Consider the following 15,593-nt stretch of genomic DNA (forward strand, 5'->3'; position numbering starts at 1 on the left):
GTCGTTCCCCGTCAGGCCGCCGGCGCCGGTTGTGTCGCCGGCTTCTTCACGAACCAGTAGTCGATGATCCAGTCCTCGTACTGATAGGAGTCCGGCACGACGGCCGGATGACCGATCGTTGCCTTGTACGCGATCCGCGCGTTCGGCAGGTAGTACTGCGGGATCAGCACGTACAGGTTGATCAGCACGCGGTCGAGCGCATGCGTGGCCGTCTCGAGATCGTCCAGCGTGTCGGCCGCGAGCGCCGCGCGGATCAGTGCGTCGACGGCCTTCGACTTCACGCCCGGATAGTTCTCGGAGCCCGGCTGCGACGCGGCCGCGCTGCCGAACCGGCGCGTCAGCTCCGCGCCCGGGATCGTCACGGGCAGGTAGATGTACGTCGTCATGTCGTACTCGAAATTGTCGAGCCGCTTCAGGTAGACGGCGCTGTCGATCTCATGCAGGTACGCGTGGATGCCGAGCGTCGCGAGCGCCTGCGTGTACGGCAGGATCAGGCGATCCATGCCCGGCTGGTCGTCGATGATCTCGATCGTCATCGGCGTGCCGTTCGCGTCGCGCAGCGCGCCGTCCCGGTAGCGCCAGCCGGCCTGCTCGAGCAGGTCGCGCGCTTCCTTCAGGTTCGCGCGCAGCGAGCCGGGCGGCAGCGTCGACGGCTGGCTGATCATCGGGCCGAACACGGCCGGCGGCAAGGTCGACCGGTACGGTTCCAGCAGCGCGAGCTCCTTCGCGCTCGGCATGCCGGACGCCGCGAACGGGCTCGCCTCCCAGAAGCTGCTGGTGCGGCGGTACTGCCCGTAGAACATCATCCGGCTCATCCAGTCGAAGTCGAACGCCAGCGCAAGTGCATGCCGCACACGCACGTCCTGGAACATCGGCTTGCGCAGGTTCATCAGGAAGCCCTGCATCTGCGCGGGGCCGTCGGGGAATTCGCCCTGCTTCAGCAGGCCGTTGCGAAAATTCTTGCCGACGTACTTGCGCGCCCACTGCGTCGCGCTGTATTCCATCCGCGCGTCCACGTCACCGGCCTTGAACGCCTCGAGCGCCGTGTACTGGTCGAGGTACAGCTTGAACGACACGTGGGCGAAGCGGAACATGCCGCGTCGCGACGGCAGGTTCGCGGCCCAGTAGTGCGGATTGCGCACGTAGCGGATCTGCTTGTCGTTCCTGCGCTGCTCGATCAGGTACGCACCGCTCGCGATCGGCGGCACGGCCGCGATCTGGTCGAACGGCGGCCGCGTGCCATCCGCGCGCTGCCCCCATTTCGGCGAGAACACCGGCAGGTCGCCCGCGATCAGCGCCGCGTCGCGCTCCGCGTGCTTGAACTCGAAGCGGATCGTGTGGCCGTCGACCACCACCGCACGCTTGATGATCGAGAACTGCGCGTTGTAGAGCGGCGACGCCTGCGGGCTCGTCAGCGTGTCGAACGAATACTTGACGTCTGCCGCGGTGATCGCGTCGCCGTTCGAGAAGCGTGCGGCCGGGTTGATATGGAACGTCGCCGACAGCCGGTCCGGCGCGAGTTCGACGTCGTCGGCGATCAGCGCGTATTCGGATGCGAGTTCGTCCCAGCTGCGCTGCATCAGCGTGTCGAACATCAGGTTCTTGATGTCGGGCGCAGGCGAGCCGCGCACGAGGAACGGATTCAGCGAATCGTAGCTTTGCGCTTCGTCGTAGTTTTCGAAATCGAGCGTGCCGTCGTCGGGCGCATTCACGTCCGCGTAGTCGAAATGCGTGAAATCCGGCGGATATTTCGGCTGGTCGTATTGCGAAATCGCCGGCACCGCGAGCGCGGCCCGCGGCATCGCACCGCCCGACACGAGCAGCGCCGCGCAGGCGAACAGCACAATCCGCGCGCGGTGCGGCACGTGTGCCCATCGCCATTTCAACAGTCTCATGGTCAGTCTGTCCGGAAGCGTGCGGGCGCGAAGCCTGCACGCGGTGGATGCCTGTGCCGGACGCCGCGTACTGGCCGCGTCCCGCCGGTAGTTCGTGTTGCAAACGATCGAAACACTGCGCCATCGCGTGCCGCGGTTGCGGGCATGCGTGGCGCCAGGCGAAAAAGGGCCGCTCCAATTAAAGGGGGGGGTTGTGGACGTGGAGCGGCCCGTCCAAGCCTGTCAATCCATCACGGCCTCCGTCAGAACTTGTACGTCGCGCCGACCTGCGCGAACCGGCCGATGTACGAGTACACCGACGTGTCGTACCCGCTCTGGCTCAGCGTGCCGTTCGCGAAGATCGGGTCGTACGGCGGCGTGCGGTTGAAGAGGTTGTCGATGCCGCCGTAGATCGTCCAGTTCTTGAAGCCCGTGTACGTCACCATCAGGTTGAACTGGCTGTACGAACCGACTTTCGGCGGCTCCGCCATCAGGTTCTGCGCGTACGGGCCCGTGAACTGCCACGTCAGCGCTGCATCGAACTTGCGATAGTTCCAGTCCAGCGTCGTGTTGCCGCGCCAGCGCGGGAAGCTGCCGCCGAACGGCTGCGTGATCGTGAAGTTGTTGCCCGCGCCGTTGACCGGCGCGGCGCCCGGGAAGCCGATCTTGTAGCTGTTGATGTATGCCCAGTCGCCCGACAGCGTAAGCATGCCCCAGCCCTTGAGCGGCAGCCCCTGGCGGAACGTACCTTCGAAGCCGTTCGTGTCGAGGTAACCGAGGTTCTGGTACGGAATCACCTTGTACAGCAACTGGCCGGTCGCCGGGTCTGTCACGACCTGCGATGGCTTGCCCTGGCCGATCACGTTGTCGATGCGGATCTTGTACCAGTCGAAGCCGATATCCGTGTAGCGGGCCGGTGAGACCTGGAAGCCGATGTTGAAGTTGCGCGTGCGTTCCGGTGCGAGGTTCGGGTTGCCGACCGTAATCGACGTGTAGTTCTGCCCGGTAGCCGGGTCGACCTGGATGCCGAGGGTCTGCGACTTGCTGTCCTCGACGAAGGTCGGCGCACGGAAGCCGCGGTTGTACGACGTATACAGCGTCAGCGCCTTGATCGGCTGGTAGCGCAGCGCGAAGCGCGGAGAGAATGCACCGCCCACGTCCGTGTAGTGGTCGTAGCGGCCTGCCTGACTGAACGTCAGGTTTTCCAGGATCGGCACGTTGATCTGGTAATAGACAGCCGCGACGTTGCGCGCGCCGTTCACTGTCTGCAGATCGGGCGAGATCACCGCGCCGCTCAGGTATTCCGAGCCCGGCGTCAACGTTTCGCTCTGGTGCGTGAACTGCGCGCCGAAGCCGATGCCAACGTCACCGGTCGGCAGGTGGAACAGGTTCGGCGTCGACAACGTCGCGTCGATCGTGTCGAGCTTCGAGATGCCGAGGTTGTTCGCTTCCTGGTACAGGCCGTTGAATGCGTTCGGCGTCGCGGCCGGGTTCGCGAAATTCAGCGTGCCGTTCTGGTAGATGTTGTTCAGCGCGTTCACGTTCAGCTGGTTCGTGAACACGTTCGACACCGTGCTCTGCGAATGGCTGACCGACGTCGCCCAGTCCCAGTCGCCGTACGGCAGCGTGAACGAACCCTTGATGCCGGCGGCCGCGCGCCAGTAGTTGGCCCAGGTCTTTTGCGCAACCGTGTTCGGAAACGCGTAGGTGAGCGGCGTGGCCGCGCCCGTCGTGTTGTACGGGTTGCTGGCCGGTACCGTGTAGTTGAACGGCGACAGCAACTGCGTCTGCGGATTCCACACCAGCGCCGGGTTCTGCGGGTTGCCGATCACGTTGTTCCACAGGCCGTCGTTGGTCGTGGTCGTGTTGTAGCTTTCCAGGAAGTCCGCGAAGGCCGTCGTCGTGTCGTTGATCTTGAAGTCGCCATGCAGCTTCGCGTTCAGGCGCTCGGTCATCGGCAGGATCGACGTGCTTTCCGCCGTGTTGTACCCGCAGATGGTGCCCGGCAACCCGGCCGACAGCGAGTTCGTCGCGGCCTGGTGCACCGCTCCGCCGAACGGGCAGCCGTTCAGCGCCTGCGCACTGCCGTCGGGCATGTTCCAGTAGGACGGCGCGAGCAGCGAGAAGCCGCCCGGCTTGCCCGTGAAGTCCTGGTTGCGCGTGGAATCGCGGTCGGCCAGCGTGAAGCCGTTCGACTTGTAGTAGCTGAGTGCGGCCGTCACGTTGAAGCGGTCGGCGTTCAGGTCGCCGAAGCCGCCGAGCACGCCGAACTTCATCGTGCCGTCGCCGTTACCGGCGTTGATCGCGCTGCCGAGGCTGCCGTCGAGCTGCAGGCCGCGGAAATTGTGTTTCGTGATGATGTTGACGACACCGCCGATCGCGTCCGAACCGTACTGCGACACCGCGCCCGTCTTCACGATTTCGATCCGCTCGATATCGTTGAGCGGCAGCGTGTTGAGGTCGAAGAACGAATCGACGCTGTTCGAGAAGAATGCGTACGGCGCGACGCGCTGGCCGTCGACCAACACGAGCGTGTACTTCTCCGAGAGGCCGCGCAGTGCAATGCCGGCCGCGCCGGCCGCGAAGTTGCCCGACTGCCCTTCGCCCCAGCTGTTCGCCGAGTTGGCCGTCGCATTGCGCAGGAAGTCGGTCACCGTCACCGCGCCGCTGGCCTGGATCTCCTTCGGCGTGATCGTCTGCACCTGCTGAAAGCCGGTCTTGTCGGATTGCCGGATCAGCGAGCCCGTCACTTCGAACCGCTTGATCTGCGCGACCTTGCCCTGCCCGTTCGCGGCGGGTGCGGCAGGCGTCGCCTCGGCCGCTGCACCGGGTGCCGCATCGGGCGCCGCAGCGTCCGGTGCAGCGGCGCTGCCCGCCGTGCCGCCCGCCTGCGCGACGGTCACGGGTGCGCCGTTCGCGACCGCATCGGCGATCGCGACGGCGCCCGGCGCCGGCTGGCTCTGGGCGAACGCCGGCGGCACCAGTACGGCCGTCAACGCGAGTTCCGCCCAGACTATCCTCTTGATGGCCAACGCCAACACTCTCTGCTTCATCTTGTTCCCTCTCGCTCGTAGTAAGACCCCACCTGCTGTGCGCCGGAACCTTGTGAATTCCTTGCGCGTCCTGGGTGCCCGTGTACCGGAACCCGCGATTGCCACGCTTTCGACTGCCATGATTCGAACGGATCGGCCTCGGGGCACCAGTGCCATTCAGCACGACCGCTATTTATTGTTTTGATTTGTCATACTAATTACCTACATTGAGCGCGCTACCTGCTTCTTCCCGATTCGACGGATGGCGCGTTGTGGTGCCGGCCCTTCCTTCGATCGGATACTTCTTCCTTGCGGCCGCCGCCGCTAGAACAGCCGCGGCGTGCCGACCCAGACGATTACCGCCTCTTCGTCGGCCGTGTTGTGCCACGCGTGCGGCATCGTCGACTCGTAGTGCGCGGTATCGCCTTCGTTCAGCGTGAACGTGCAGTCCTCGAGTGTCAGCGCGACCTGCCCGCGCATCACGTAGACGAACTCCTCGCCCGCATGCGTGGTCATCTCGGACGACAGCTGCCCTGCCGGCATCCTGACGAGGATCGCGTCGAGCTTGCGGCCGTCGACCAGGTTCGTCAGCCGCGCGAACAGGCTCGTCGAGTTCGCGAACTGGAAATACTGCAGCGCGTTGCCGCGGCACACCGAGCGCGCTTCCGTCGGCGTGTCGATGAAGTACTGCATCGTCACGCCCAGCGCCTTCGCGATCCGGACCAGCGACGTGATCGACGGCGTTGCCCGCCCGCGCTCGACCTGCGACAGGAACGGCTTCGAAATGCCGGCGATGCCGGCCGCTTCGTCGAGCGTGAGTTTCAGACGCTGGCGCAGCGCCCGGATCTTGTTGCCGAGCGACACGGCGACGAGCACCGACTCATCAGGGGGCACAACCATGGAAGAACTGAGCCTCGCAGTCGAAATCGGTTTGATGTCGGCGATCCGTGATCGATGCAACGATGCGCACGGCCCGGCGCGATACCCGCTCGCGCGCGGCAGCCGCGTGCGGGTGGTGCGCGGCGCAGGACCGCACCATCGCGGCCTGTCCGCACACGTCTCGCATATTTCATTCGGTTTACTAACTAACAAGGCTGCTCCTTTTCCTCGTCGAACCTGAACGTCATGCTGTCATGCACCGGCACTGTCGCGGCGGCGCACCGCTTGCCGATCGCGCCTGCAGCGTGCGCCGCCACCCCGTCGTTGCGTTACCGGGACGCCACCGCCGTCCACAGCCTGGCCAGGTCGCCGGAACCGTCGGTTCCCTTGACCGTGCGCAGCACCTGTACTGCATGTGCCTTCTGGCCGGCCACGTAGTACGCCTCGCCGAGCCGCAGTCGCGCCGCGTCGGGATGCTCGAGGCCGCCCTTCGCGATTGCCTGCTCCATCATCGGCAGCCCCTGCTGCGCGCGGCCCGCAAAGACGAGGTTCATGCCCGTGTCGAGCGGCGTCGCCGGCGTGGCGGCATCTGCGCCCGATTGCGCGCGCTTCGCGGCGAGCGCCTGCAGCCGCTTCTCGCGGTCCGCCTGCGCGTCCTTGCCGAGTACGCCGGACGCGAACCCCTGGTCGATTACCTGCTTGCCCTCGGCGGGCGATCCCGCCACCAGCGCGAGCTGCGTCATCTCCATGTATGCGTCGGCCGTCGCAAGCGATCCCGTCGCGCGGCGCAACCGGTAGATGTCGAGGTCAAGCGACGACAGATACCCGGGCGTGCCGCGAATGGCCGTGATCATTTCGTCCCAGTACGCGGGGCTCGGATGGTAGGTCACCAGCAGCCCGAGCGCACTGCGATACGCGTTGCCGTCCTTCACTTTCTGCGCGCACGTCGCGAGCATCTGCAGTTGCCCTTCGTCCGGTGCGCGTCCGCTGTTTGCCTGTGCGTCGGTGCTCGCCTTCAACTGGCTCACGACCGGCGCGCAATCGTTCGACAGGTAATACGACTGCGTGAGCAGCGTGCGCATTTCAGGGTCCGTGCCGCCTGCCTTCAGGTAGCGCTGCGCGATCCGGATCGCCAGCGGATAGTTCTTCTGCTGGAAATAGATGCCGGCCAGTGCCGCTGTCGTCCGCTGCTCGTCCTCGCCCGACAGCCGCCCCGAGTTCAGCACGGTTTCGTACGCCTGCGCAGCCGTGCCCGAGTCGCCGGCCGCGATTGCCGCCGCGCCGCGCATCTCTTCCACCATGTACGTTTCATACGGTGTCCGGTTGGGCACGGCGGCCGCCTGGCCGATCTTGCCGAGCGCGTCGCGATACTTGTGCGCGCGGTACAGCTCCTGCGCCGCTGCGAGCGGTTTCGCCACGTCCGGCCGCAGCGCGTCTGCCGGCACCGCCGGCCGGCCGAGCATGCAGGTCGCGCCGAGCGCCGTCACCGCCAGGATCCGTTTCCATCGTCGCTGGTTCATCGGCTCGTCCGTTTCGTCATTGCATGAACTGTTCGTTACCGATCAGGCCGATCTTGGTCGCGCCCACGCGTTGCGCGGACGCCAGCACGGCCGCCACGTCCTTGTACGGCACCAGCTTGTTCGGTCGCAGGTGGATCTCTGCCTGCACGGGTTCCGCCGCGACCTGGGTCAGTTTCGCCTCGAGTGCCGAACGGTCCGGCACCGGTGTGCCGTTCCACGTCGTCGTGCCGTCGAAGTCGATATCGATCTGCACGACTTCCGGCGGCGCGGCCGGCGGCGGCGGGTTGCCGACCGGCAGGTCCATCTTCACCGAATGCATCTGGATCGGAATGGTGATGATCAGCATGATCAGCAGCACCAGCATCACGTCGATCAGCGGCGTGGTGTTGATGTCGACCATCACTTCCGGTTCCGCGTTGCTTCCGCCCGAAGGCACATTCATCCCCATCTTCGACTCCTGTCGACCCGCGTTAGCGCTTTAACGCTTACGCTGATCCCATGCTTCGCGGTCGACCCGCGTTAGCACCTCAGCACTGACGCGAGCCCCATGCCCTGCAGCCGATCCGCTCGGGCGCCTAACCGCCGCGTGCCGGCGGCTCCGTAATGAACGACAGCTTCGCGATCCCCGCACGCTCGCACATCGTGACCACCCGGCCGATGAACTCGTAGCGTGTGTTCTGGTCGCCCCGCACGTGGACGCTCGGCTGCGGCTGCTGTTGCGACACGCCCTTCAGCTTTGCGAGCAGTGTCGGTGCGTCCACCAGCTGCTCGCCCCAGAAGAAATCGCCGTCGCGATTCACCGCGATCTCGATGCTTTTCGGCGTCGTCTGCAGCGGCTGCACCGTCTCCTTCGGCAGCTGAAGCTGGATCGTGTGCGTCACGACCGGAATCGTGATCAGGAAGATGATCAGCAACACCAGCATCACGTCGACGAGCGGCGTCGTGTTGATGTTGGCGATCACCTCGTCGCTATCGTCCTGCCCGACGTTCATGGCCATCGCGCGTCTCCGTCAGCCGGTCAGTTCGCGAGCGATGCCGCCGGCGACGCCGCACGCACCGGGCGCCGGTTGCCGGCCAGCAGCACCGTGTGCAGTTGCGCGCCGAAGTTGCGCACCCGCTCCATCACCGACTTGTTGCGCCGAACCAGGAAGTTGTAGCCGAGCACCGCCGGCACTGCGACGGCAAGGCCGATCGCGGTCATGATGAGCGCCTCGCCCACCGGGCCTGCGACCTTGTCGATCGACGCCTGCCCCGCGATGCCGATCGCGGTCAGCGCGTGATAGATCCCCCAGACCGTGCCGAACAGCCCGACGAACGGGGCCGTCGACCCCACCGTGGCCAGAAACGCGAGCCCGTCCTGCATCCGGTTCGACACGTTCGTGATCGAGCGCTCGACCGATACGTCGATCCACGTGTTGCGGTCCACCGCTTCGAGCAGCGCGTCTTCGTGATGTTCGCCGGCTTCGATCGCGGTTTCGGCGATGAACCGGAACGGCGACGCCTCGTCGAGCAGCTTGGCGCCTTCGGCCAGCGACGGCGCGGTCCAGAGCTGCGCGTCGGCCAGTTTCGCGCGACGATTCGCACGCAACTGCTCCAGGAACTTGGTGATCATGATGTACCAGCTTCCCATCGACATGATCACGAGCAGGATCAGCACGAAACGGGCGACGAAGTCGCCGTTCTTCCAGAGCGCGCCGAGCCCGTACGGATTCTCGACTGCAACCGACGTCGCCGGCGCGGGCGGCGGCGCCGGCTCGGCGGCGGCCGGTGCCGGAGCCGGCGCGGCCTGCGCCGACGTGTCGGCCGCCCCGCTGGCCTGCGCGTGGGCGAGCTGCGGCGCAACGAACCCGTCGACCACGGCGACGGACATCAACATGCTTGCCGCCAGCGCGGCCAGTAAACGCTTCGTCATACCCTACTCCAGTTCTTTCGTTGAACTTAATACACAAGTTCGAGACGGTTTTCCCCGACCCGGCTCGTGCCGGGCCGCCCACTGCATCAATTCAGATTGAACGAGAACGGCACCTGGACCCGCACCGACTGGCCCTGAGCGACGCATTTGAACCGTTTCACGGTGTTGAACGCGGCGCGATCGAGGATCGGATCCGCCGACTGCGCGACGCGCTCGTTCGTGATGTTCCCTTCCGCATCCACGACGAACTCGATCGTCACGTCACCCGTGATGTTGTTTTCCTGTGCTTCCTTCGGATACTGGATCGACGCGCGCAGCGTGTCCGAATTCGGGCAGACGACCCCGACGTCATGGCTGACCGGCTTGGCCGGTGCCGGAGGCGCCACCACCGGCGCCTGCACGGCAGGCGCAGAAGGCACCGGGGCCGACTGGTGCGTGATCGTGGCCTGCGGCGGCGCCTGCACCTGGACTTCCGGCGGCGGCACGAACGGCGGCGGCGGCGGCGCGAATTTCGGCGGCGGGAGTTTGACCACGGGCATCGGCGGTGGCGGCGGCGGCTTGACCGGCTCGATGATGCGGGTTTCGATCGGATGCTGGATCACCTGCACGACTTTCGTCGCGAGGCCGTTGAGCAGTGCGTAGATCAGCACTGCATGCAGCACCAGGACGATCCCGATGCCGCCGAACCGGCGCACCGGGTTCTGCTGCTTCTTGCCGAACTCTCTCGGACGCCCCAGCGTGGCCAGTCCGCTGTTCGAAGTAGCCAGATGTTCCTCGACTTTCATGCCCACCATCCATCCCCCAAGCGATTCGCCCAGTTTCGGGTTGCGGCCGGCAGCGCAGCCAGGTCGGCATCGCCACCGCATCATCCCGAAAATTTCATTTCAAATTCAATTAGCAATCCGAATTGAAAGAATCACATTCGAATTCCAATTAATTCTTTTTCAAGGAATCGTTCCGGCCGGCGCGGCCCGGCTTTACACCGGTAAACCACGCGCCCGCACGGTCAGGCAATTGTTAGCTGAGCAGACGCCCCTCGTATTTCGTATGACGAATCGCCGATCGTTACGCGGTGATGTCAATGGCGCCGTTCACTTGGGTGCAGAAGATAGCAAGGAAAAAATTTTGCCGTCAAACTTTATTTGATGCCCAAATACAAAGTTTGGAGGCTTTATTCAAATAATATTCCGGTAAGCACAAATCAAGTCTTTATTATTAAAACGGTAATTGATTTGTATGGATATATCAAAATCCGGATATCAAACCCTTTTCGACATAAATATTCGCGTATTTCCTGCGCTGCACCAGAATGGTTGGTCCCGGAGACGACGGGCTGGCGCGTCGCGTCATCTCGGCAACGCCGGCATCCGTCGTTCGACGTCCCTCTTCACCTGCTCGGAACGCGGCCGGCGTCACATGCCGCGAGACGCCGGCGGCACGATCCGGTCTCGTAAAGATAAATAGGAATCCGATACAACTAGAATGAGATTACGATCTATCGAATCATCACGAAACAACTTCGCATATCAAATTAACATTCCGGGAAAACGCGTCCGAAAGGCACACGCCCCCCCTCCTCGGCGCGCACACATGCGCGCCGCCCTCGCGTGTCACCGCATGCGCCGTCTCGTCAGGACAGCATCATCCCCTGCATCTTGTGCGAGAAATGCGCGCGCTCCGCCGTCTCCATCAGCATCAGGAATTCGTCCTGCATCATGTGGATCAGCGCTTCGTGGTCGCCGGCCTCGAAATAGACTTCCGGCTGCTGCGCGAGACGTTCCTCGAGGAAGGTCTTCATCCCGTACGCCATGCAGACCGGCGGCAGCGCGCCCATGTCGCAATCCTTGAACAGCTCGCGCAACTCGACCTCCCGGGCGAGCACGAGATGGCGTCCCGTCTTCACCCAGAGATCCGACAGGCGCACCGCGTGCGTCGTCGGCAATACGGCGGCGACGTAGCCCTCGTCGTCCTCGAGGAGCACGGTTTTCGCGAGGCGATCGCCGGGAATATGCGCGGCGGCGGCCGTCTCCATGCTCGTATGGCTATAGGGGTGGTACACGACTTCGTACCGCGATGACTTCTGGCGCAGGCAATCCTGCAGGGTGGCTGATACAGGCATGGCACACCTCGTCTGGGCGAATCGGGCGAACGGCGTTCGCACCGGATTCGTTCAGCATAGGTCGCAATCGCACGTTTGGAAAATCCCGGTACGCGCTTCCTTCAGACCGGATCCAGTCCCTTCTCCCGCAGCCATTCGCGGTTGAAGAGCCGTGCGCGATAAATGTCGCCGCGATCGCACAGCAGGGTCACGATCGTGTGTCCCGGCCCCATCCGGCCGGCAAGCCAGACCGCCGCCGCAACGTTGATGCCGCTCGATCCGCCGACGTACAGTCCTTCCTCGCGCAACAGCCGGTAGACCATCTTCACGCATTGCGGATCGTCGATGCGCACGGCGTCGTCGATCGGCGTGCCTTCGAGATTGGCGGTGATCCGCGTCGAGCCGATGCCCTCGGTGATCGAACTGCCTTCCGCGTTGATCTCGCCGGTTTTCACGTGGCTGTAGAGCCCGCTGCCGTGCGGATCGGCAAGCACGATCCGGATCTCCGGCTTCTGCTCCTTCAGATAGCGGCTCACGCCGGCCAGCGTGCCGCCGGTGCCGGTCGCACACACGAATGCATCGACCGTGCCCGCGGTGTCGCGCCAGATTTCCGGGCCGGTGGTCTCGTAGTGCGCCTGCCGGTTGACGAGGTTGTCGAACTGGTTGGCCCACACCGCGTTGTCGAGTTCGGCCGCGAGCCGCCCGGCAATCTTCTGATAGTTGTTCGGGTCGCGGTACGGCACGGCCGGCACCTGACGCACCTCCGCGCCCAGCGTGCGCAGGATCTCCATCTTTTCCGGCGATTGCGTTTCCGGTATCACGATCACGCAACGATAGCCGCGCGCCGCGCAAATATGCGCGAGGCCGATGCCGGTGTTGCCCGCCGTGCCTTCGACGACGGTGCCGCCCGGCGTCAGCGCGCCGCGCCGCTCGGCGTCGCGAATGATGTAGAGCGCCGCGCGGTCCTTCACGGAGCCGCCGGGATTCATGAATTCCGCCTTGCCCAGAATCTCGCAGCCCGTCTCGGCGCTCAGCTTCTCAAGCCGGATCAGCGGCGTGCGTCCGACGCACTCGACGAAGCCCTGTCGCACGTCCATGCCCCCTCCTTTGCGTATACGCTCGCGCGCGCGTCACACAAATAAAGGATAGAACGCCCTCGCCGCTTTCGACGGCGGCCGTCGCGTACTAAGCTGGGAGAGCCCACTCGCGACGCCTGCGTCGCATCGCCAGACGAGGTCCGACATGCTGCAATTGCACACCGTGGCCATCCAGAAGCCCGAGACGGTGAACTTCGTTCTCGGCCAGACGCATTTCATCAAGTCGGTCGAGGACATTCACGAGGCGCTCGTCGGCACCGTGCCGGGCATCCGCTTCGGGCTCGCGTTCTGCGAGGCGTCCGGCAAGCGGCTCGTGCGGCGTTCCGGCACCGATACGGAGCTGACCGAGCTCGCGTGCCGCAACGCCACCGCGATTGGCGCCGGGCACGGCTTCATCGTGATGCTCGGCGACGGTTTCTATCCGGTCAACGTGCTGAACGCGATCAAGGCGGTGCCGGGGGTCTGCCGGATCTACTGCGCGACCGCGAATCCGACCGAGGTGATCGTCGCGGAAACCGCACAGGGCCGCGGCATCATCGGCGTCGTCGACGGTTTTCCGCCGCTCGGCGTCGAAAACGATGACGACGTGCGCTGGCGCAAGGACCTGCTGTGCGCGATCGGCTACAAAGCCTAGATTCGGGGCGCCGTTCAGCTCGTGCGTGCCTGCTCGACAGGAATCTCCTGGCCCCCGGACTTCCCCTCTACAGACAATGCTGCATCGATGTCGCGAATGCGTCGCAAGATTCCAGCGCGGCTCAAAAACAGACCGTTAGTTGCATTAAAGACAACAAGCCGATGCTCCTGTGTGCCGCGCACCATGTTCGCACGGCTGCCCTATACTGCCAGCACACTGATTGACGGCCGCTGGCGCACCGGCCGCCGCCGATTGCTCCGGGAGCGACACATGCATTACCAGTTGATCTACGAACTCGTCGACGATTACCTGACGCGACGGGAACCGTTCCGTGCGCAGCATCTCGCGCTCGCGCAGGCCGCGACCGAGCGCGGCGAACTCGTGCTCGCCGGCGCGCTGGCCGATCCGGCCGACCAGGCCGTGCTCGTGTTCGAAGGCGATTCGCCGGAAGCGGCCGAATCGTTCGCGCGCGCCGATCCGTACGTGCAGAACGGCCTCGTGAAATCGTGGCGCGTGCGGCCGTGGCGCGTCGTGATCGGCAAGCACGCGCCAGGCTAGGCGCGCGGGATGCCTACAGCCACCCTGCCCGCTTGAAACGCCACCACAGCGCGAAGTCGGCTACGACCATCACCGCGATGCAGCCGTAGAAGCCGTACTTCAGGTGCAGTTCGGGCATGTTCGCGAAGTTCATCCCGTAGATGCCGGCGATCATCGTCGGTATCGCGAACAGCGCGGCGAACGAGCCGAGCCGCTTCGTCACTTCGCTCTCCGCGAGCGAAATCATCCCGAGGTTGACCTGGATCGCCGTGACGACCATCTCGCGGCGCCCTTCGATCGTCTTCACGATCCGCTGCAGATGGTCGTACACGTCGCGAAAATATGCGGCCATGCCGCTGCAGACCTGCGGCACGCGCCCGCCGGTGAGCTTCGCGAGCGGCTCCATCAGCGGCGCCGTATGCTGGTACAGCAACACGAGCCGGCGTTTCAGCGAATAGAGATCCTCGATGATCGCGCGCGACGACGCGGGCGTCGCCTTCGCGAAGATGCGGTCCTCGAGTTCCTCGAGCTCGGTGCCGAGCGTTTCGAGGATCGGAAAATAGCGGTCGACGACCTGGTCCATCAGCGCATAGAACACGAACGCCGATCCTTCCTGCAGCAGATGCGGCTCGCGCTCGCAGCGCTTGCGCACTTCGCGGAAATCCTGCTCGGTATGGTTGCGGATCGACAGCACGTAGTTCGGGCCGACGAACACGTTCAGTTCGCCGACCTTGAATTCGCCGTCCTCGTCGAGCTCGACCGTATGCAGCACGGCGAACAGCGAATCGCCGTATTCCTCGATCTTCGGCCGCTGATGCCCTTTGCGGGCATCCTCGAGCGCGAGTTCGTGCAGCCCGAACTCCTCGCCCATCAGGTCGATTTCGTCGGGCGTCGGATCCTTCAGCGCGACCCACACGAAGCATTCGGGCTTCGACACGTAGTCGCTGATGGCATCGATATCGATGTCGGCCAGCTTGCGGCCGTCCTGGTATGCAGCGCAGTTGATCAGCATGTTGTCCGTGATGTTGCGGTTTGCGCATCAGTTTACCGCTTTGCTGCGCGGACGGCCCGGCTTGCACGGCACGCCGTTATTGGTCATGATCGGGCTGCGTGCGCCGCAGCACGCGCACCGCGGTACGTCGACAGGCCCGCGGCACCTGCGTTGCGCGATGCACAACGCCCGCGCGACCCAACCGTCAAGGAGGCAGACCTATGTGGTATTTCTCGTGGATACTCGGCATCGGCGTGGCGCTCGGCTTCGGCATCATCAACGCGATGTGGCTGGAAGCGGAGGTATTCTCGCGCGGCGACAAGCGCAACGACACGTCGAGCCCGCGGCCGGGAGGCAAGGCTTCGTGACGCACCTGGTGTTCTTTTGCGGTCACGCCGGCACCGGCAAGACCACGCTCGCGAAGCGGCTCATCGGGCCGCTGATGCGCGCGACCGGCGAAGCGTTCTGCCTGCTCGACAAGGACACGCTGTACGGCCGCTACAGCGCGGCCGCGATGGGCGCGCTCACGGAAGATCCGAACGATCGCGACAGCCCGCTCTACCTGAAACACCTGCGCGGTCCCGAATACCAGGGCCTGCTCGATACGGCCCGTGAAAATCTCGCGCTCGGCATCGGCGCGATCGTCGTCGGCCCGCTGTCGCGCGAAGTGCGCGACCGGCGCATCCTCGACCGCGCATGGCTCGGCATCGCACCTGACGTCGCGCTGACGGTCGTCTGGGTCCACACGTCGGAAGACGTCGCACATGCGCGGATCGTCGCACGCGGCAACCCGAACGATGCGTACAAGCTCGCGCATTGGGACGAATACCGGCAGCGCCGCTTCGTGCCGACCGGCCGTGAATGCGACGGCATCGTGATGTTCGACAACACAGCGCCGTCCGACGCGGACGTCGACGCGCTGCTGTACCGCATCGTGCCGCCCCCCCAACCCGCGACGATCGTCCCGCCGCTGCCGGCCTGAGCGCGCCGCCCGCCGCCGCCCCGCTTTCTGTTTTCCC

Annotated in this window: 17 protein-coding genes; 6 read left to right on the plus strand and 11 right to left on the minus strand. The window is 64.8% G+C overall.

Features of this window, described 5'->3' with window-relative positions; all coding sequences use genetic code 11:
- Positions 1–11: 11 nt before the first annotated feature.
- The 3 genes from U5798_RS30155 to U5798_RS30165 form a co-directional block, all read right to left on the minus strand.
- A complete protein-coding gene (locus tag U5798_RS30155; protein WP_322084104.1) occupies positions 12–1,895 on the minus strand; it encodes an extracellular solute-binding protein in 1,884 nt (627 codons plus the stop codon).
- Between the two features lie 242 nt (positions 1,896–2,137).
- The gene (locus U5798_RS30160; protein ID WP_322084105.1) at positions 2,138–4,927 is read right to left on the minus strand and encodes a TonB-dependent receptor; all 2,790 of its coding nucleotides are present in this window, start codon (positions 4,925–4,927) and stop codon (positions 2,138–2,140) included.
- A gap of 303 nt (positions 4,928–5,230) precedes the next feature.
- Entirely contained in the window at positions 5,231–5,806 is a 576-nt protein-coding gene (locus U5798_RS30165) for a helix-turn-helix domain-containing protein (RefSeq protein ID WP_124451880.1), read from the minus strand.
- On the opposite strand from U5798_RS30165, the gene U5798_RS30170 reads away from it, so the two are divergent.
- Positions 5,805–6,026, plus strand: coding sequence for a hypothetical protein (locus U5798_RS30170; protein ID WP_322084106.1), 222 nt, complete (start codon positions 5,805–5,807; stop codon positions 6,024–6,026). The genes U5798_RS30165 and U5798_RS30170 overlap by 2 nt on opposite strands.
- 88 nt (positions 6,027–6,114) lie before the next feature.
- Here the strand turns inward: U5798_RS30170 and U5798_RS30175 are convergent, their stop codons facing one another.
- The 5 genes from U5798_RS30175 to U5798_RS30195 form a co-directional block, all read right to left on the minus strand.
- Complete coding sequence (locus U5798_RS30175) at positions 6,115–7,305, minus strand: tetratricopeptide repeat protein (protein ID WP_322084107.1); 1,191 nt, start codon at positions 7,303–7,305, stop codon at positions 6,115–6,117.
- Between the two features lie 16 nt (positions 7,306–7,321).
- Positions 7,322–7,753 carry an ExbD/TolR family protein gene (locus U5798_RS30180; protein WP_124451887.1) on the minus strand — a complete coding sequence of 144 codons (432 nt, stop codon included), beginning with the start codon at positions 7,751–7,753 and terminating at the stop codon, positions 7,322–7,324.
- Positions 7,754–7,880: 127 nt separating this feature from the next.
- Positions 7,881–8,303, minus strand: coding sequence for an ExbD/TolR family protein (locus tag U5798_RS30185; RefSeq protein ID WP_048250972.1), 423 nt, complete (start codon positions 8,301–8,303; stop codon positions 7,881–7,883).
- A 20-nt stretch (positions 8,304–8,323) separates the two neighbouring features.
- Positions 8,324–9,217, minus strand: a complete 894-nt coding sequence (locus U5798_RS30190; protein WP_322084108.1) for a MotA/TolQ/ExbB proton channel family protein — start codon at positions 9,215–9,217, stop codon at positions 8,324–8,326.
- 86 nt (positions 9,218–9,303) lie between these two features.
- Positions 9,304–10,002, minus strand: a complete 699-nt coding sequence (locus tag U5798_RS30195) for an energy transducer TonB (RefSeq protein ID WP_124451891.1) — start codon at positions 10,000–10,002, stop codon at positions 9,304–9,306.
- Between U5798_RS30195 and U5798_RS30200 the strand changes: the two genes are divergently transcribed.
- Entirely contained in the window at positions 10,001–10,363 is a 363-nt protein-coding gene (locus U5798_RS30200; protein WP_322084109.1) for a hypothetical protein, read from the plus strand. The genes U5798_RS30195 and U5798_RS30200 overlap by 2 nt on opposite strands.
- A gap of 484 nt (positions 10,364–10,847) precedes the next feature.
- Here U5798_RS30200 and U5798_RS30205 read toward each other — a convergent pair whose 3' ends face one another.
- Together U5798_RS30205 and U5798_RS30210 are read right to left on the minus strand one after the other, a co-directional pair.
- On the minus strand, positions 10,848–11,336 hold the full coding sequence (locus U5798_RS30205) for an aminoacyl-tRNA deacylase (protein WP_059234117.1): 489 nt from the start codon (positions 11,334–11,336) through the stop codon (positions 10,848–10,850).
- A 101-nt stretch (positions 11,337–11,437) separates the two neighbouring features.
- On the minus strand, positions 11,438–12,412 hold the full coding sequence (locus U5798_RS30210) for a cysteine synthase A (protein WP_322084110.1): 975 nt from the start codon (positions 12,410–12,412) through the stop codon (positions 11,438–11,440).
- 145 nt (positions 12,413–12,557) lie between these two features.
- Here U5798_RS30210 and U5798_RS30215 point away from each other — a divergent pair, with 145 nt between their 5' ends.
- Together U5798_RS30215 and U5798_RS30220 are read left to right on the plus strand one after the other, a co-directional pair.
- Entirely contained in the window at positions 12,558–13,046 is a 489-nt protein-coding gene (locus U5798_RS30215) for an adenosine-specific kinase (protein ID WP_322084111.1), read from the plus strand.
- A gap of 270 nt (positions 13,047–13,316) precedes the next feature.
- Positions 13,317–13,604: a YciI-like protein gene (locus tag U5798_RS30220; RefSeq protein ID WP_124451895.1), complete on the plus strand. Its 288-nt coding sequence runs from the start codon at positions 13,317–13,319 to the stop codon at positions 13,602–13,604.
- A 13-nt stretch (positions 13,605–13,617) separates the two neighbouring features.
- On the opposite strand, the gene corA is transcribed toward U5798_RS30220, so the two are convergent.
- Positions 13,618–14,595, minus strand: a complete 978-nt coding sequence (corA, locus tag U5798_RS30225) for a magnesium/cobalt transporter CorA (protein WP_124451897.1) — start codon at positions 14,593–14,595, stop codon at positions 13,618–13,620.
- A gap of 200 nt (positions 14,596–14,795) precedes the next feature.
- Here corA and cydX point away from each other — a divergent pair, with 200 nt between their 5' ends.
- A complete protein-coding gene (gene cydX, locus U5798_RS30230; protein WP_124451899.1) occupies positions 14,796–14,942 on the plus strand; it encodes a cytochrome bd-I oxidase subunit CydX in 147 nt (48 codons plus the stop codon).
- Entirely contained in the window at positions 14,939–15,556 is a 618-nt protein-coding gene (locus U5798_RS30235) for an ATP-binding protein (protein ID WP_322084112.1), read from the plus strand. The genes cydX and U5798_RS30235 overlap by 4 nt, the downstream gene beginning before the upstream one ends.
- The last annotated feature ends 37 nt before the right edge of the window (positions 15,557–15,593 follow it).

The organism is Burkholderia sp. BCC1972 (genome assembly GCF_905339605.1).
In the GTDB taxonomy this organism is placed as follows: Bacteria; Pseudomonadota; Gammaproteobacteria; order Burkholderiales; family Burkholderiaceae; genus Burkholderia.

Excerpts from the sequence above, each read along its gene's own strand:
- U5798_RS30155 (WP_322084104.1), bottom strand. The coding sequence starts at position 1,895 with ATGAGACTGTTGAAATGGCGATGGGCACACGTGCCGCACCGCGCGCGG.
- U5798_RS30160 (WP_322084105.1), bottom strand. The coding sequence starts at position 4,927 with ATGAAGCAGAGAGTGTTGGCGTTGGCCATCAAGAGGATAGTCTGGGCG.
- U5798_RS30170 (WP_322084106.1), top strand. The coding sequence starts at position 5,805 with ATGGAAGAACTGAGCCTCGCAGTCGAAATCGGTTTGATGTCGGCGATC.
- U5798_RS30165 (WP_124451880.1), bottom strand. The coding sequence starts at position 5,806 with ATGGTTGTGCCCCCTGATGAGTCGGTGCTCGTCGCCGTGTCGCTCGGC.
- U5798_RS30175 (WP_322084107.1), bottom strand. The coding sequence starts at position 7,305 with ATGAACCAGCGACGATGGAAACGGATCCTGGCGGTGACGGCGCTCGGC.
- U5798_RS30180 (WP_124451887.1), bottom strand. The coding sequence starts at position 7,753 with ATGGGGATGAATGTGCCTTCGGGCGGAAGCAACGCGGAACCGGAAGTG.
- U5798_RS30185 (WP_048250972.1), bottom strand. The coding sequence starts at position 8,303 with ATGGCCATGAACGTCGGGCAGGACGATAGCGACGAGGTGATCGCCAAC.
- U5798_RS30190 (WP_322084108.1), bottom strand. The coding sequence starts at position 9,217 with ATGACGAAGCGTTTACTGGCCGCGCTGGCGGCAAGCATGTTGATGTCC.
- U5798_RS30200 (WP_322084109.1), top strand. The coding sequence starts at position 10,001 with ATGCCCACCATCCATCCCCCAAGCGATTCGCCCAGTTTCGGGTTGCGG.
- U5798_RS30195 (WP_124451891.1), bottom strand. The coding sequence starts at position 10,002 with ATGAAAGTCGAGGAACATCTGGCTACTTCGAACAGCGGACTGGCCACG.
- U5798_RS30205 (WP_059234117.1), bottom strand. The coding sequence starts at position 11,336 with ATGCCTGTATCAGCCACCCTGCAGGATTGCCTGCGCCAGAAGTCATCG.
- U5798_RS30210 (WP_322084110.1), bottom strand. The coding sequence starts at position 12,412 with ATGGACGTGCGACAGGGCTTCGTCGAGTGCGTCGGACGCACGCCGCTG.
- U5798_RS30215 (WP_322084111.1), top strand. The coding sequence starts at position 12,558 with ATGCTGCAATTGCACACCGTGGCCATCCAGAAGCCCGAGACGGTGAAC.
- U5798_RS30220 (WP_124451895.1), top strand. The coding sequence starts at position 13,317 with ATGCATTACCAGTTGATCTACGAACTCGTCGACGATTACCTGACGCGA.
- corA (WP_124451897.1), bottom strand. The coding sequence starts at position 14,595 with ATGCTGATCAACTGCGCTGCATACCAGGACGGCCGCAAGCTGGCCGAC.
- cydX (WP_124451899.1), top strand. The coding sequence starts at position 14,796 with ATGTGGTATTTCTCGTGGATACTCGGCATCGGCGTGGCGCTCGGCTTC.